This is a genomic window from Algicella marina (assembly GCF_009931615.1).
Classification (GTDB): Bacteria; Pseudomonadota; Alphaproteobacteria; order Rhodobacterales; family Rhodobacteraceae; genus Algicella; species Algicella marina.
The window spans coordinates 2439866-2456620 of the sequence record NZ_CP046620.1; the positions used below are offsets into that span (position 1 = coordinate 2439866).

The following is a 16755-nucleotide window of genomic DNA, read 5'->3' on the forward strand; positions in this document are numbered from 1 at the left end:
GGCCACACCAAGTTCCCGGCGCACTGACCCCCGAATTTCAAGGAGTATTTCATGGCCGTCGTCGTTGTTGAAAGTCCTGCAAAGGCAAAGACGATCAACAAGTACCTCGGCAAGGATTACACCGTTCTCGCCTCCTACGGCCACGTGCGCGACCTGCCGCCGAAGGATGGCTCCGTCGACACCGACCACGAGTTCGAGATGAAATGGGAGGTGGCGAGCGCTTCGCAAAAACACGTCCGCGCCATTGCCGAGGCCCTGAAGGATGATGATACCCTCATTCTCGCGACCGACCCCGATCGCGAGGGCGAGGCGATTTCCTGGCACTTGCAGGAAGCGCTGACGAAGCGCCGCGCCATCAAGAAGGACACGAAGGTAGAGCGGGTGGTGTTCAACGCCATCACCAAATCCGCCGTGACCGAGGCGATGAAGAACCCCCGCGCCGTAGACATGGAACTGGTGGAGGCCTATCTCGCCCGCCGCGCGCTCGATTACCTCGTGGGTTTCAACCTCTCGCCCGTGCTATGGCGCAAGCTTCCCGGCGCAAAATCCGCCGGCCGCGTTCAGTCCGTGGCCCTGCGCCTCATCGTCGAGCGCGAGATGGAGATCGAGGCATTCAATGCCCGCGAATTCTGGTCAGTCCGTGCGATGCTGGAAACACCCCGTGGCCAGCAGTACGAGGCCCGGCTGACGCATCTGGCCGGCAAGAAGCTCGACAAGTTCGACATCGCCACCGCCGAAGCTGCCGAACTTGCGGTCACCGCCGTCGCCTCCCGCGATCTGAAGGTCGCCAGTGTCGAGGCGAAACCCGCCTCCCGCAACCCCTCCGCGCCGTTCATGACCTCCACCCTCCAGCAGGAGGCCAGCCGCAAATTCGGTTTTGGCGCCCGTCAGACGATGAGCACCGCCCAGCGCCTCTATGAGGCCGGTTATATCACCTACATGCGGACGGACGGCATCGACATGGCGCCGGAGGCCGTCACCGCTGCCCGCGAAGCCATCAAATCCCGCTATGGTGCAGAGTACATTCCCGGCAGCCCCCGCATCTACAAGAACAAGGCCAAGAACGCCCAGGAAGCCCACGAATGTATCCGCCCGACCGACATGGCGCTCTCGGCGGAGGATCTGGGATCGCTGGAGGCCGACCAGAAGAAACTCTACGACCTGATCTGGAAACGCACCCTGGCCAGCCAGATGGAAGCCGCGAAGCTGGAGCGGACAACCGTCGATGTTTCCTCAGACGACGGCCAGATCACCCTGCGTGCCACTGGTCAGGTGATCCAGTTCGACGGCTTCCTGCGTGTCTACGAGGAAGGCCGCGATGATGTCGGCGACGATGAGGACGGCAAGCGCCTGCCCCAGATCTCCGAGGGAGAAGCGGCGGCCAAGGCACGGCGCGGCCTTGCCGAAGCCTTCGCCAAACTCACTCCCGACGCCGTGGTCGAGTCTCCCGGCACGCTCCAGAAGGAAGCCAACGCCATCCTCGGCGGCGAGGGTGCCGTACTCGGCCAGCAGAGCTTCACCCAGCCACCGCCCCGCTACACCGAGGCGACACTGGTAAAGCGTATGGAAGAACTCGGCATCGGCCGCCCCTCCACCTACGCGTCCATCGTTTCCGTGATCCAGGAGCGGGATTACGTCCGCAAGGAACAGAACCGCCTCATCCCGGAGGACAAGGGCCGTCTGGTGACGGCATTCCTAGAGAACTACTTCCGCAAATATGTCGGCTACGATTTCACCGCCGATCTCGAGAATGATCTGGACCGCATCACCTCCGGCGACGCCCAGTGGAAAACCGTGCTCACCCGCTTCTGGACGGATTTCCGCGCCGCCCTCGACGAAACCGCGGACCTGCGAATCACCGAGGTGTTGGAAAAGATCAACGAGGTTCTCGCCCCCCACATCTTCCCCGCCGAGGAAGACGGCAGCGACCCGCGCATCTGCAAGAACTGCGGCGCAGGCCGCCTCAGCCTCAAGACGGCCCGCTCCGGCGGCGCCTTCATCGGCTGTTCCAACTATCCCGAATGCCGTTACACCCGCCCCCTCTCCGGCGAACTGGAGGGCGGTGATATCGCCGGTCCGGACGGCAAGGTTCTCGGCCTCAACGACGAAGGCGAGACGATCACGCTGCGCACCGGCCGCTTCGGCCCCTATGTCCAGCAGGGCGACGTGACTGAAGAGGTGCCGAAACCCAAACGCGCCTCCGTCCCCAAGGGCGAGGATCTCTCCACCGTCGATCTGCCCCGCGCGCTTCAGCTCCTCTCCCTGCCCCGCAAGGTCGGCGACCACCCGGAGGGCGGCATCGTCGAGGCCGCGATCGGCCGCTTCGGCCCGTTCGTGGTGTGGGTCAGACCCCCGGCGGAAGGAGAAAAGAAAGAGAGCAAGACCTACGCCAACATCAAGGACCCGGCGGAGGTCTATACCATCGGCATGAACCGCGCGATGGAACTGATCGCCCAGAAAGCCGCCTCCGGCCGTGGCCGCGGCGCCGCCGCCACCCCGCTGAAGGAATTGGGGGAACACCCCGATGGAGGCCCCGTGAACGTCATGCCCGGCCGCTACGGCCCCTACGTAAAGTGGGAGAAGGTCAACGCCACGATTCCGAAGGAAACCAAACCCGAAGACGTGACGATGGAGCAGGCGCTGGAGCTGATTGCCGCCAAGGCGCCGAAGAAAAAAGCACCCGCCAAGAAAAAAACTGCACCGAAAAAATCGACGGCCAAAAAACCGGCGAGCAAAAAAACTGCTTCAACCAAAGGTAGTTAGCAGCTTTCCGCTGATAACTACCTGCAGTTGATTAACAAAAATCTAAAAAAATCACAGGTTGCCGAAACTTTCTTTCGCGCCGCTGCGTGGATTCTTGTGAGAGCCCCCCAAAAGCTCTCGGAAGGAAGGAAACACGCATGCCCTTGCAGACCGTAGCGCCCCCTTATCCCTCCTACCCTGTTGTATCCAGGGCAAGACGCGCGACCGTCATTGCAATCCGGGCCACATCGTGTCTCCGACCACGAAGCACGGAACACCCCCAAGTTTTCCGGCTTCTCTCCAGGCCGGCTGTCTGCTCCCCCCCGAGTCAGCCGGAAATTGCAGAAGGTCTTCCTGACCCCATGACCTTCTGTAAGGGGCCCCAGCCGAAATTTTCGCGGCCGGGGCCCCAAACCATTCAGCCACCGTGTTTCGCAAGGTAGCGCGCCATCTGCGCCGTGATCTCAGCAGAAATCCGCGCCCGCTGGGTTTCGCCCCGCGCCATCGCCCGTTTCGCCCGGTTGCCGGCCAGGGCATTGCGCGTGATCTGCATGTCCACCGTCTCGCCCACCGGCGCACCGCTGGCGGCATCCACCGGCGTCACGTGCAGCAGGATGTCATGGAAGGAAAACAGGCCGCCGGCCCGTGCCTTCGGTGTTACCGCATGGAAGTGATCGACCTCCACCTGCAGCACCACCGGCTGGCCTCCGAGGCCGCTGATGGCCCGCGTCGCTGCCACGTCGATCAGATCCGCCACCTGCGCCTTGCGGTCGCCGTCGGGATCTTCCCACCAGACGATGTCGCGGTCGGGAAAGCGCGTATCCGGGTCCGTGGATACGCTCAGCGCGGCGGGAACGGTCACCGCCACGTCCGTCACGTTCCAGCCCACCTGGCCACTATCACTACGGGAAATTTCGGAAGTACCGGCACAGCCGGCCAGAAGCGCGCCACACAGCGCGAGAACGGAATATTTTACCACTTGCCCCTCAACAGTTTGCAATCGTTAACAGTTTGTTAACGTTTAATGAGGGGCAAGAATGGCTGTATTGTGGCGTCGGCCGCCCGTTTTCATCCCAGGGTTAACGGCGCGCCGTCAGGCCTTGTCCGCCCGCTCCACCGGCCCTCCGGCCGCCACCCAGCCCTTGAAACCATCGCTTATGTGGGCAACGCGCGGCAATCCCATCTCCTGCAGGGTGGCCACCGTCAGCGCCGATCGCCAGCCGGAGGCGCAGTGGAAGACGAACGCCTTGTCCTCGCCGAAGATGTCCTTGAAATACGGGCTGTCCGGGTCAACCCAGAACTCTGCCATACCGCGCGGGCAGTGAAAGGAACCGGGAATCCAGCCATCGCGCTGCCGCTCCCGCACATCGCGCAGATCGACGATCACCGTTTCCGGGTCATTCGCCAACGGCAGCGCCGCCTCCGCACTCACCTCGTCGATCTTCGCCTTCGCCGCCGCCACCATCTCGGCAACGCCGGTCTTCAGTTTCCCGCTCATCCCCTGCCCTCCCCGCAAAAGCCGTGAAAGGGCACAGTGCAGCCGGCCCGCGCGGCAATCAAGCCTGCACGTGCCGGCTGCTTGGTGTCAGCAGGGCTTTGCGCCCCGTGCCCCGCAGGCTGCTGCCTGCGCGTCCGGCAGTTCCAGCGTCACCGTCACCGGCACGGCTACCGCCTGCGCCGTCACGCTGGCCGTCGCACCGCCACTGGCCATCAGCACCGGGGCCGATTCTGTCACTTTCGGCACCGTCATCGGTGCCGCCTTGACCCGCGCGATCGACCGTTTCGGCTTCGCCTTGGTCACCGGCGCAATCCTCGTCTTGAATTCCGCGCCGCTGGAAACCAGCCACGCCTGCGTCACCGCCGCGATCTGGCGGCTGATCCGCACTTTCTGCGTCTCGCCCCGCGCCTCCGCGGCCTTGGCGGCGTCGCCATGCAGCGCATCGAGGTCCGGCTCCAGTTTGGCCGAGGCCAGCACCGCGCCCGTCCGTGCATCGCGGACCGCCACCGCCAGCGTGATATCATGCCATGAACTCGTCCCCACGGCCCGTGCCCGCGGCGTTACCGCGTGGAACAGGCCCACGGTCACATCCAGCACCACCGCGCGGCTGCCGCGCATCTTCTGCGCACCGCGCTCCACCGCGTCGTGGACGATCTTGCCAACCTGCGCACGCCGGTCTCCCGCCGGGTCTTCCCACCAGACGATATGGTTGTTGGGAAACCGCACATTCGGGTCGGTCGACACCGTCAGCGATGACGGCACCGTCACCCGAACATCCCGCAGCGACCAGTCGGAAACCGACTTCGACGAGGCGGAAATCGGTGCATCGAACGCCTGCTCGGAGGGTCCGGCACAGGCCGACAGCGCCAGCAACCCAAGGCTCGCCACCGCAACGTTGCGTACAACGCTACCGCCCGCAGCCGTCAGGCCGAAGGCACGCGACGCGATACGGTGCCGGCAGTCCACCAATTTTCCGATACGCTCTGAAATTCTCATGTTACTCACCTACAATAGTCTCTCAGGTTGTAAATGATCCGCGCAAGCGTTCCAAATAAGGCAAATTGAAAGCATATCGTAGGCACCTTTCCGTTGATTTCTCCCCGTGACGCTTCCCCGCTGCCGTGATACCTCCCGAGCATGAGCAAACTGCCAACGTCCAATGAACTCCTGACATGGATTCGTGAAAATCCGCGAGACGCTTCCAAGCGCGACGTCGCCCGTGCCTTCAACATCAAGGGGGCCGACAGGATCGAGTTGAAACGGATGCTCAAGGAGCTGACGGAAAAGGGCCTCATCACCAAGGAGCGCAAGCATCTCCGCGATCCGAACCAGTTGCCACCCGTCTCCGTCCTCCGTGTGCTCGGCCCCGACGCGAACGGCGATCTCTTCGCCGAACCAGCCCAGTGGGAAGGCGAGGGAGAGCCGCCGCGCGTCCATCTTTCCCTGCGCCCCGGCGAACCCGCGCTGGGAGAGGGCGACCGTATCCTCGCCCGTACCGCCGTCTCCGCCGAGGACCCCGCCCTCTACAGCGCCCGCCTCATCCGCCGGATCGGCACCGGCCCGCGCAAGCTCGTCGGCATCTTCCGCGCCGGCGCCGAGGGCGGCCGCATCGTTCCCATAGACAAGAAATCGGATCGCGAATGGCAGGTCGCCCCGGGCGAGACCCACGGCGCCAGGGATGGTGAACTGGTAGAGGCGGAACAGTCAGGCCCGAAAAACCGCCTCGGTCTGCCCCGCGCCGCCATCACCGAACGCCTTGGCAATCCCGGCGCGCCCAAGGCCGTCTCCCTCATCGCCATCTATGAGCATGGGCTGCCCGATGCCTTCCCCGACGAAGTGCTGGAGGAAGCCGCCGCCGCCCAGCCGGTGCCCCTCGGCAAGCGCACGGACCTGCGCCACCTGCCGCTGATTACCATCGACCCGGCGGATGCCCGCGACCACGACGATGCCATCTGCGCCATACCCACGCCCACCGGCTTCACCCTCTGGGTCGCGATCGCCGATGTCGCCGCCTACGTCACCCCCGGCTCCGCCCTCAACCGAGAGGCGCGCATCCGCGGCAACTCCACCTACTTCCCCGATCGCGTTGTCCCGATGCTGCCCGAAGCCCTCTCCGCCGATCTCTGCTCGCTGCACGAAGGCGAGGACAGGCCCTGCATCGCCGTCGAGATGCACATCACCAAGGATGGCACCAAAACCGGCCACACCTTTCACCGCGCCCTCATGCGCTGCCCCGCCGCGCTGGCCTACGAGGAAGCGCAGGCCGCCGTCGACGGCACCCCGAACGCCCGAACCCAGCCGTTCCTCGAAGACGTCCTCACCCCCCTCTTCGCCGCCTACCGTGCCCTCGCGGCCGCCCGCGAGCGCCGCCAACCCCTCAACCTCGACCTGCCTGAGCGTCAGATCGTCCTCTCCGATGACGGCCACGTCACCTCCGTCAACTTCAAGGAGCGCCTCGACGCCCACAAACTGGTCGAGGAGTTCATGGTGCTGGCCAACGTCGCCGCCGCCGAAACGCTGGAGCAGAAACAGCGCCCCGTCATGTATCGCGTGCACGAGGAGCCGAGCCCCGAGAAACTCGACGCCCTGCGCGAAACTGCCCAGGCCTCCGGTCTCTCCTTTGCCAAGGGCCAGGTTCTCAAGACCAAACACCTCAACGCCCTGCTCGACGCCGCCGCCGGGCTCGAAGAGGCGGAGCTGATCAACCTCTCCGTCCTCCGCTCGATGACGCAGGCCTACTACGCGCCGGAAAATTTCGGCCATTTCGGCCTTCACCTCCAGCGCTACGCCCATTTTACCAGCCCGATCCGCCGCTACGCCGACCTGCTGGTCCACCGCGCCCTCATCACCGCCCACGGCTGGGGAGACGATGGGTTGTCCGAGCACGATATCGAGAACCTCGCCGCCACCGGGGAACTCATCAGCCAGGCCGAACGCCGCTCCATGATCGCCGAGCGCGACACCACGGATCGCTACCTCGCCGCCTATCTCGCCGATCGCACGGGCAGCGAATTCGCAGGCCGCGTCTCCGGCATCGCCAAGTTCGGCCTCTTCGTCAAACTCTCCGAGACCGGCGCCGATGGCCTCGTTCCGCTCAGCACGCTCGGCAACGAATACTGGCACTACGACCGCGACAGCCAGACGCTGATGGGCTCGGACTCCGGTCTCACCATCGCCCTGGGAACGCCTGCCCTCGTCCGCCTGAAAGAGGCGGATGGCCTCACCGGCGGGCTGATCTTCGAGATGCTGGAACTTGACGGCAAATCCCTGCCCACGGGCAGCACCCGGTCCCGCGGCAAGCCGCAAAAGCGCAAGCTTGCCCGCAGCCGCGCCAAATCCCGCAAGATCTCGCGCAAGGCTGGCCGGAAGTAAGCCCATCCACCGCCCATGAAAAAGCCCTCCCCGCGCCGCCGCGGGAAGGGCCTGTTTCGGTCAGCTGGCCTGAAATCAGACGTCGAGTTCGGTGACGCCGTTCACGGTGATGGAAACATCGCCACCGGAGATCACGCCATCGGCGTCGGTCACGGCATAGGTGAACACGAACATGTCCGTCTCGCCTTCGTCCAGATCGGCGAAATCGCCCAGCGGATCGACAACGAGATCGCCGTCAGCCTCCAGTGTCAGAGCCGCGGTGCGGCCGCCGAGAGAAGTGAACTCGAACGTGTCGCCGATCGGGATCTCAACCTCGCCGAAGCCTGCGAAGAACACAGTCAGCACGGCATCGCTGGCCGCGATGTCGTTTTCCAACACGTTCAGAACCGCAATGCCGTCCTCGTCGATGGTTACATCGTCCTTCACCGCTTCCAGGTCGGGCGTCACGGTAATCACCACGTCACCGTTGGTCGTGTTGCCTTCGGCATCGCGCACGGCATAGCTGAAAACGAACAGGTCCTCGGCAGTGAAATCGCCTTCCGGGTCGAAGGTCACGTCGCCGTTCTCTTCCACCGTCAGCAGGCCACTGTTGCCGGCGTCGGACGTGAATTCGACAGTCTCGCCCAACGCGATTTCCAGTTCACCGTAGCCCGCGAAGAACAGCGTCAGCACCGCGCCTTCGGCGGCAACGTCGTTGTCCAGAACGTTGAAGGCGATGGTGTCACCCTCGGCAACCGTCACTTCATCCTTGATCGCTTCCAGTTCGATCACCGGCACCACCGGGTCGTCCTTGCAGCCCCAGTTGCCCCAGTCGCCGAAATCCCAGCCGCCTTCCTTGATACGGCCCCACAGCTGGAAGCCCCAGCTTATCTTGTGGCCCCAGCCGCCAATATCCCAGCCGCCCTTGCTGCCCCAACCGCCGCCGAAGCCCCAGTCGTTGCCGCCGCCCCAGCCGCCGGAATGGCTGCGGCCGCCGTCATGGCCCCAGCTGTAATTTCCACCAAAGCCGTACTTGTTGAATCCGGAATTGAAACCATAATGCCTGGTCACAGCATGCACCCCTTACTTTACGGGCTCAGGCGAGAGCCCCGATTGTTACTGATCTGCGGTTTGCCTACACGCAAACACATGCGCGTTTTAGCAAGACAAAAATGAATTCAAAGCCCAAATCCGTCCCATCGGCGGGTTTTTCCAGCATTTCGGTCAGGAATGTCGAAGATGAGCAATATGGCCAAATTATGAAAAAAATTTTGCGTAAGTTTCACGGGGCCTTTCGGAAGCGCCGTGTGGCATCGACGCTCATTTCTGCCGCTTGTGCCGTACGCCCCATGCATGCAACGCCTTGACGATGTCCCGCAACTCCCGGCCCTTTTCCGTCAGGCTGTAATCCACCCTTGGCGGCACCACCGCGTGGACCTCGCGATGAACGATCCCGTCCGCCTCCAACTCGCGCAACTGTTTGGTCAGGCTGCGCTGCGTCACGTTGCCGACCCGCCGTTTCAACTCGTTGAAGCGCAGCGTGCCGTCCATCAGGTGGAACACCACCAGGCCCTTCCACTTGCCGGCAATCTGTTCCAGCGCGCCTTCCACCGGGCAGCCGGTGCTGCAGTCATAGGTGTTGAACCGCGGCTTGGTGCCCTCGACCAGATTTACAGTATCCATTTGGTACCTATATGCCTTTTTTGTGCGTATTGCCGCCTTGGCAACCGTCCACATATGGCTTGGCACCGAAGAATTGTCAAAGGAGACACCCGATGAAAGCCGTAGGATACCACCAGCCCGGCGCGCTCGACCGCAATGACGCCCTCCTCGATCTGGAGGTAGAGCGCCCGCAGGCCACCGGCCGCGATCTGCTCGTTCGCGTCCAGGCCGTTTCAGTCAACCCCGTCGATTACAAGGTCCGTCAGAACCGCCCGGCAGAAAATGGCCAACCCGCGATCCTGGGCTGGGATGCCGTCGGCGAAGTGGTGGAAACTGGCGAGGCCGTTACGGGGTTCAAGCCGGGAGATGTCGTCTGGTACGCCGGTGCGATTGATCGCCCGGGCACCAACGCCGAGTATCACCTCGTCGATGAACGCATCGTAGGTCACAAACCGGCATCGCTCTCTGTCGCTGCCGCCGCCGCGATGCCGCTTACCACCCTGACGGCGCACGAGATGCTGTTCGAGCGTTTGCGTGTCTCCAGCCCGGTGCCGGGCGCCGCTCCTGCCGTGCTCATCATCGGCGGTGCCGGTGGGGTCGGCTCCATCGCCATCCAGCTTCTCCGCGCCAAGACGGATCTGCAGGTTATCGCCACCGCCTCGCGCGACGAAACCAAAGCCTGGGTCCGTGATCTCGGTGCCCATCACGTGATCGATCACAGCCAACCGCTGCCGGCGCAGGTCGAGGCTCTCGGCATTGGACAGCCGGGCTTCGTATTCTCGACCACCCACACAGGTGCCTATCTGGACCAGGTTGCCGAACTCATTGCCCCGCAAGGCCGTTTCGGCCTGATCGACGACCCGGCGACGCTCGACATCTCCGTCTTCAAGTCCAAGGCGGTCTCGATCCACTGGGAGATGATGTTCACCCGCTCCCTGTTCGAAACCGCAGACATCGCGGCACAGCGAGACATCCTCGAAGAGGTCGCCTCCCTGATCGACACAGGCAGGATTCGCTCCACCGTCACCGACACGCTCGGCCAGATCAACGCGGGCAACCTTCGCCATGCACATGAAATACTGGAGAGCAACAGCGCCCGCGGCAAGCTGGTGCTGGAAGGTTTCTGATCGTACGAAGTGACCAGACGGGGAGTAGCAGGGTCGGGTTTGCGGCCCGGCGACGTCCCGTTTTTTCGTCAATTCCTGACAGGAACACTCGCAATACCGAAACCATACCGAACCCATACCAAAACCATACTTCCTGACCATTTGGTCAAAAGTGATTTCAGGCCGCACCACACTTTCGCCAAAGCGCTTCTTTTGCTATGGTTGCGAAAACATCAAAAACCAGAGCAGGATGTAACCCGTGACAAGCTTGAAGGCCCTTTTTTCATTGGCGCTGACAGCCATCATCGCCACCCCCGCCGCCGCTGATTTCCGCCCCAAGGCCCGCGATTTCAGCACCCCGGCCAACCCACCAATTGTGCAGGCTCAGGCCTCGGGCGGATTTGAGGCATGGAAGGCGGATTTCCGACGCCGCGCCATTGCAGCCGGCATTTCACCGAAGGTATTCGACATTGCTTTTCAAGGGGTTAGGCCGAACGAGCAGGTTCACAGGCTCGCAGCCAAACAGCCCGAATTCACCAAGCCGATATGGGAATATCTGGACTCCGCCGTATCGTCCGACCGCATAAACAACGGCCGCCAGAGCTACCGCAACAACCGTCAACTTGTTGAATCCATTGAGAAAACCTATGGTGTGGAAGCGTCGGTCGTCGTCGCCGTCTGGGGGATGGAAACCAACTACGGCACCTATCGCGGCAACATCGGCACCATAGAGAGCCTCGCCACCCTGGCCTACACCGGAAGCCGAAAAAGCTTTGGAGAAGAACAACTTATGGCCGCGCTGAAGATCCTTCAGAACGGCGATGTTCACCCGTCCCAGATGAAGGGAAGCTGGGCCGGAGCCATGGGTCATACCCAATTCATACCCACCAGCTACCTCTCCTACGCACAGGATTTCAACCGCGACGGCCGCCGCGACGTCTGGTCCACCGACCCCACAGACGCCCTCGCCTCCACCGCCGCCTATCTCAAACGCTTCGGCTGGCGCCACGGACAGCCGTGGGGCGTCGAAGTCCGCCTCCCGCAAGGCTTCAATTATGCCAACGTCGACCAGGACCTGAAACGCCCCGTTTCCCGCTGGACGGAACTCGGTGTCCGCGGCCTCGACGGCCGACCCGTGCCCAACCACGGCGAGGCCGCGCTGTTGGCGCCGGCCGGTGCGCGTGGGCCAATCTTCATGATTTTCAACAACTTCAATGTCATCAAGCGGTATAACAACGCCACGTCCTACGCCATGGGTGTCGGCCATCTGGCCGCGCGTATCAACGGCGCGCCCGACTTCTCCGCCGGTTGGCCGCGAGGTGACAGGGCGCTCAGCCGCACCGAGAAGCTGGAGTTGCAACGTCACCTGAACGCCCGCGGCTTCAGCGTCGGTTCACCGGATGGCAAGATCGGCCCGCTGACAATCGGCGCCATCCGCAACTACCAGCGCTCCCAGGGCCTGACCGCCGACGGGTATGCGTCCGCCACCCTTCTCCAGCGCATCCGCAGCCAGTAGCCCAAAAGGGAAGCGGCATCACTCGGGGGCGCCGATCTCCAGCTTCACGGCGGCATACCAGTCGGCATAAGCGCGGATTTCGGCGTCCGTCAGTTCGGCGGCAACCTCACTCATGACTTCGTGCACCCGCTTTCCGCCGCGAAAGGCCTTGAGTTGCGTATCGATGTAGATGTTGGTTTCGCCGGCAAGGTTCGGCACATCCTCCACTTCGGCGATACCGTCCACCCCGTGGCAGGCGATACAGGGCTCAGGCGCGCTCTCCGGGTCCGCCTCCAGCGTCGCCGTGGCGGCATGCCCGGCGTACCAGGCTGCAACGTCCGAGATCTGACTGTCGCTTAGCCCACCCGCCACAACGGTCATCATTTCATGCGCACGCGCACCCGACCTGAACGCCAGCAGCTGTGCCTCCAGATACGCAGCGGGCTCCCCGCCGATGTGCGGGGCGATTGGAATTTTTGCAAACCCGTCAATACCATGGCAGGTACGGCACATGGTCGCCACCTGCCGGCCGGCCTCCAGGTCAGCCGCACTGCCACCCCCGGCGAGGATTATCCCGCCGAGGGTAAGAACAAGGCAGCGCATCAGCCTTCGTACCAGATGCGATAGAGCGCACCCGCCAGATCGTCTGACACCAGGATGGAGCCGTCACGCAGATTGACGACGTCAACCGGCCGTCCGAGGTACTCGCCGTTCTCGTCTATCCAACCCTCCGCGAAGGGTTCTGTTGTCGCATTTCCCTCATCGTCGATGAAGGTTACCATGACCCGCGCACCCACCGGCGTCGTGCGGTTCCACGATCCGTGCTGCGCCGAGAAGATGGCGTTGCGATACCGTTCCGGGAACATGTTCCCGGTATAGAAAGACATCCCTAGGTCCGCGGCATGGGCCACCGTCTCCACCGCAGGCATCACCACTTCCACGGGCACTTCCTCACCCTTGTACTCATTGGTTCGGACATCGCCGCCGCCATACCACGGATGGCCGAAATGCTGCCCCGCTTCGGTCTGACGGTTGATCTCGCCCGGTGGAATGTCGTCGCCCATCCCGTCCACCTGGTTGTCCGTCCACCACAATTCACCGGTCTCGGGATTGAAATCATGGCCCACCGAGTTCCGCACCCCGTAGGTATAGACCTCGCGGCCCGTTCCGTCCGTGTTCATGCGAATGATCCCGCCGATGCCCACGTCGTTATAGAGGTCCAGCTTTTCTGGCGGCGCCACATTGAAGGGCTGGCCGAGCGAGATGTAAATCTTGCCATCGGGCCCGATCTTGCACACCCGCGCGGTGTGGTTGAAGCTTTCCTCCTCAGGCGGGATCAAATCGCCCTTGGCCACGAGGTTGAACGCGGCGACATCCGGGCTTTCGTAGAAGAACTCCGCCGCCGGAAACAACAGCACGCGGTTCTGCTCGGCTATATAGAGGAACCCGTCTGGCGAGAAACAGGGACCGTTGGGGATGGAGAACGTCAGCGACGGCGCAAAGTCCTTCACTTCGTCGGCCACCCGGTCCTTGTTGCGATCCGTGACCGACCACACCTTGTCCTTGCGGGTGCCCACGAAGGTCACGATCCCCTGCGGACCCACGGCCATGTGCCTGGCGTCCGGCACGATGGCGTACAGTCCGATCTTGAACCCGTCAGGCAGCGTGATCTTCTCCAAAGTCGCTTCGATCCCGGCGGCATAGTCCCCGCCCTGTTCAACGAAAGTGAAATCGGTCACCCCGGTACTCTGGAAATTTGAGAGCTTTTCGAGATTGTCAGGCACGTCAGCCGTCTGCGCCAGGCCAGCCCCGGCGACGAACGTTAACGCGGATACGTTCAAAAGCAGTTTAAGCAAGTCAGTTCCTCCCACTCAGATTATGGGCGGCCGTTCGGGCGGCCGCTCTGTGAACCTGTAAAGCCGAGGTTGCCGAAGGCCGGCTCCTGCTCATGCTGCCAGATGGCGAGGTGAGTGATGTTCGAAGACCCCAAGACGGTCTCCGGCACGGTGTCGAAATTTCCCCCACGGTCGTCCATAAGCCCGATTTTTCGGGATTGGCCTGAACAAGGCGGCACTCGGCACAACAACCGATCGCGTCAGCGCGGCAATCCATCGCAACGCACCCGGAAACCGTGAGAAACACGATACCGGGAAGTCGCCCTGAATCAAGTTGCTTGCAGTCGTAGTCCCCGCTCCGTCACGCCGGGACCAACTCCATCCGCTTCTCGCGGACCGGCAGGTGAACGATGGCGGAAAACGCCCCGACGCCGACGCCGATCCACCAGACGGCGTTGTAATTGCCATAGAGGTCATAGAGTTCGCCCCCAAGCCAGACGCCGAGAAAACTCCCGAGCTGATGGGAAAAGAAAACGATGCCGTACAATGTACCCATGTACCGCAGGCCGTAGATATGGGCGACGAGGCCGGACGTTAGCGGCACGGTGGCAAGCCAGAGGGAGCCCATCACCACAGAAAAAAGGATGACGGATGTTGGTGTCATCGGCATCATGATGAACAACGCCGCAGCAATGGTGCGCCCGAGATAGATACCCGATAGAAGGTACTTCTTGGTGTAACGCTTACCGAGCCATCCTGCAGAAAGCGTGCCGACAATATTCGCGGCCCCAATTACCGCAATCGCCACGGCTCCGAGAGCAGAGGTGGAGGTGACACCTATGCCCGCGATCACACCTGCCGGATCGATCGGGCCGCACACCTCGGCGATGAACGCCGGAAAATGCGCGGTGATGAAGCCAAGTTGATAGCCGCAGGAGAAAAAGCCGAGAAATATGAGTGTATAGGAAGGGTCACGAAAGGCACGGCGCAGGATCTCCCCCATGCTTTCCTCAAGTTCGACGCGGCTGGCAACCTGAGGAGAGCGGATCATCGGAATGACAATCAAGACACCGAGGACGACGGCGGCGAAGACGAGGAAAACCGAGGACCAGTTCATGTAGCCGAGCAGGAACTCCGCCGCCGGTGGCCCGACGATCTGCCCCGCCGAACCCGCCGCCGTGGCGACACCCAGCGCCATAGAGCGGTTTTCGTCCGAAGCCGCGCGGCCGACGATGGCAAGGATCACGCCGAAGCCCGTACCGGCAATGCCAAATCCTACAAGAATGGACCAGAATTGGTGAGCTATGGGCGTCACGGCAAAACTGGAAAGGATCAGCCCGGCTGCGTACATCAGCGCGCCAAGGATGATCGCCCGCCGATCGCCGAACCGTTCGGCAATCGCCCCGAAAATCGGCTGACCAACGCCCCAGGCAAGGTTCTGGATGGCGATGGCCATGGAAAACTCCGCCCGCGGCCAGCCGAACTCGTCGGCAATCGGGATCTGGAAGACACCGTAGCTGGCCCGGATCGCGAAGCCGATCAGCAGGATGATGCAGCCGCCGATGAGAACCGGGGTGATCAGGGGGGAGGATTTGTCTGACATGGGCGCCTTCTTTCGAGCGAAAGGCTTAGCGGCTCGGTCACGCGGGTCAATTCATCTTTCTTGACCTGCAACATTCCATTGTGAAATGCCCGGCCCAGTTGATCGCTTGCACATCCGCAACGATCCGGTAAACCCGACGCCATGTCCGATGGCCTGTTACCCGTATATAGACGCATGGTCGCCGAAGGCGTGCTGAAAGACGACACGGCGCAGCGGCTTGCCGTGGAAAAGCTTCAGATCCTGCACAATCGCCTGAAGGATTACTCTGCCGAAACGCCCAAGAAGGCCTTGCTGGGCCTGTTCGGCTGGGGCCGGGAGCGGCTGAGAGAGGCCAGCATACCCGGCCTCTACATGTACGGTGGCGTCGGACGCGGTAAATCCATGTTGATGGACCTGTTCTACCAATCTTCCACCATCATCCCCCGCCGCCGCGTCCACTTCCATGCTTTCATGCAGGAGGTGCACGCTGAAATCTTTGCAGTTCGCAAGGAGGGCATCGAAGACCCGATTACCCCAGTGGCCGATGGCATCGCCGACAGCGCGACACTGCTCTGCTTCGACGAGATGCAGGTCACCGATATCACCGATGCAATGATCGTCGGCCGGCTGTTCGAGCGCCTGTTCGCCCGCGGCGTTGTCATCGTCGCCACCTCCAACCGCCACCCCGATGATCTCTACAAGGACGGCCTGAACCGCAACCTGTTCCTGCCGTTCATTGAAGAGTTGAAAGCGCATCTGGAAACCCATCATCTGGAAAGTGACACAGATCACCGGCAGGCCCGCCTACAGGGAATGCAGGTTTACCACACACCTCTCGGACCAGAGGCCACGAAAGCACTCGACACGGCATGGGATGATCTTGCTGGAGGCGAGCCGGAACCCCTGACGATCAAGAGACAGAACCGGGATGTCGTCGTTGCCCACCACCTCAATGGCGTGGCGAGGGACAGCTTCCGCAACCTGTGCGAAACCCCGCTCGGACCCGGTGATTACCTTGCTTTGGCCGAAGCTGTGCGGGTGTTGATCATCGACGACATCCCGCTGCTGTCGCGGGCGCAGGCCAACGCGGCCAAGCGTTTCGTGACCCTGATCGACGCGCTCTACGAGGCGCATACCCGGCTTATCTGTTCCGCAGCGGCCGAACCGGAAGCACTTTATCCAGAGGGTACGGGAGCATTCGAATTCGAACGCACCGCCTCCCGCCTGCGGGAAATGCAAAGCGCTGACTGGCAGAAAAACGGCTGACACAGCTCGCTGCCGCGCTACTCGCTAGTCTACCGAACTGCAGGGAAAACTTCGATCATTGGAGCGGGCGATGAGATTCGAACTCACGACCCTAACCTTGGCAAGGTTATGCTCTACCCCTGAGCTACGCCCGCTCTCTTGATCGTGGAATGCTTATAGTCATCTGCTCGGCGCACGCAAGCGGAAAAAACCGCCTTTCCATGAGTTTTCAATGCAGA

13 protein-coding genes and 1 tRNA gene are annotated in these 16755 nt (G+C 62.4%); 5 read left to right on the top strand and 9 right to left on the bottom strand.

From position 1 onward, the window contains the following. Positions 1-51: 51 nt before the first annotated feature. Positions 52-2763 (top strand): type I DNA topoisomerase, encoded by a 2712-nt coding sequence (gene topA, locus GO499_RS12120; protein ID WP_161862425.1) that lies wholly within the window; start codon positions 52-54, stop codon positions 2761-2763. Positions 2764-3160: 397 nt separating this feature from the next. Here topA and GO499_RS12125 read toward each other — a convergent pair whose 3' ends face one another. The 3 genes from GO499_RS12125 to GO499_RS12135 all read right to left on the bottom strand — a co-directional run bounded on the left by GO499_RS12125 (position 3161) and on the right by GO499_RS12135 (position 5236). Further along, positions 3161-3721, bottom strand: a complete 561-nt coding sequence (locus tag GO499_RS12125) for a DUF6778 family protein (protein ID WP_161862426.1) — start codon at positions 3719-3721, stop codon at positions 3161-3163. Between the two features lie 114 nt (positions 3722-3835). Continuing rightward, positions 3836-4240, bottom strand: a complete 405-nt coding sequence (locus GO499_RS12130) for a rhodanese-like domain-containing protein (protein ID WP_161862427.1) — start codon at positions 4238-4240, stop codon at positions 3836-3838. An 87-nt stretch (positions 4241-4327) separates the two neighbouring features. After that, a complete protein-coding gene (locus tag GO499_RS12135; protein ID WP_161862428.1) occupies positions 4328-5236 on the bottom strand; it encodes a DUF6778 family protein in 909 nt (302 codons plus the stop codon). Between the two features lie 141 nt (positions 5237-5377). On the opposite strand from GO499_RS12135, the gene rnr reads away from it, so the two are divergent. Further along, the gene (gene rnr, locus GO499_RS12140) at positions 5378-7612 is read left to right on the top strand and encodes a ribonuclease R (protein WP_161862429.1); all 2235 of its coding nucleotides are present in this window, start codon (positions 5378-5380) and stop codon (positions 7610-7612) included. A 75-nt stretch (positions 7613-7687) separates the two neighbouring features. Here rnr and GO499_RS12145 read toward each other — a convergent pair whose 3' ends face one another. Beyond that, positions 7688-8662: a cadherin-like domain-containing protein gene (locus GO499_RS12145; protein ID WP_161862430.1), complete on the bottom strand. Its 975-nt coding sequence runs from the start codon at positions 8660-8662 to the stop codon at positions 7688-7690. Between the two features lie 249 nt (positions 8663-8911). Beyond that, positions 8912-9274, bottom strand: coding sequence for a winged helix-turn-helix transcriptional regulator (locus GO499_RS12150; protein ID WP_161862431.1), 363 nt, complete (start codon positions 9272-9274; stop codon positions 8912-8914). Between the two features lie 92 nt (positions 9275-9366). Here GO499_RS12150 and GO499_RS12155 point away from each other — a divergent pair, with 92 nt between their 5' ends. Together GO499_RS12155 and GO499_RS12160 are read left to right on the top strand one after the other, a co-directional pair. Then, on the top strand, positions 9367-10380 hold the full coding sequence (locus GO499_RS12155) for a zinc-binding alcohol dehydrogenase family protein (protein WP_161862432.1): 1014 nt from the start codon (positions 9367-9369) through the stop codon (positions 10378-10380). A 238-nt stretch (positions 10381-10618) separates the two neighbouring features. Then, positions 10619-11875 (top strand): lytic murein transglycosylase, encoded by a 1257-nt coding sequence (locus GO499_RS12160; RefSeq protein ID WP_284154712.1) that lies wholly within the window; start codon positions 10619-10621, stop codon positions 11873-11875. A gap of 18 nt (positions 11876-11893) precedes the next feature. Here the strand turns inward: GO499_RS12160 and GO499_RS12165 are convergent, their stop codons facing one another. The 3 genes from GO499_RS12165 to GO499_RS12175 form a co-directional block, all read right to left on the bottom strand. Next, entirely contained in the window at positions 11894-12457 is a 564-nt protein-coding gene (locus GO499_RS12165; protein ID WP_161862433.1) for a c-type cytochrome, read from the bottom strand. Beyond that, on the bottom strand, positions 12457-13710 hold the full coding sequence (locus tag GO499_RS12170) for a PQQ-dependent sugar dehydrogenase (RefSeq protein WP_161862434.1): 1254 nt from the start codon (positions 13708-13710) through the stop codon (positions 12457-12459). The genes GO499_RS12165 and GO499_RS12170 overlap by 1 nt, the downstream gene beginning before the upstream one ends. Positions 13711-14050: 340 nt before the next feature. Then, positions 14051-15292 (bottom strand): MFS transporter, encoded by a 1242-nt coding sequence (locus GO499_RS12175; RefSeq protein WP_161862435.1) that lies wholly within the window; start codon positions 15290-15292, stop codon positions 14051-14053. Between the two features lie 141 nt (positions 15293-15433). On the opposite strand from GO499_RS12175, the gene zapE reads away from it, so the two are divergent. Further along, entirely contained in the window at positions 15434-16537 is a 1104-nt protein-coding gene (gene zapE / locus GO499_RS12180; protein ID WP_161862436.1) for a cell division protein ZapE, read from the top strand. Positions 16538-16596: 59 nt separating this feature from the next. Here the strand turns inward: zapE and GO499_RS12185 are convergent. After that, a tRNA-Gly gene (locus tag GO499_RS12185) sits at positions 16597-16671 on the bottom strand. Positions 16672-16755: the final 84 nt, after the last annotated feature.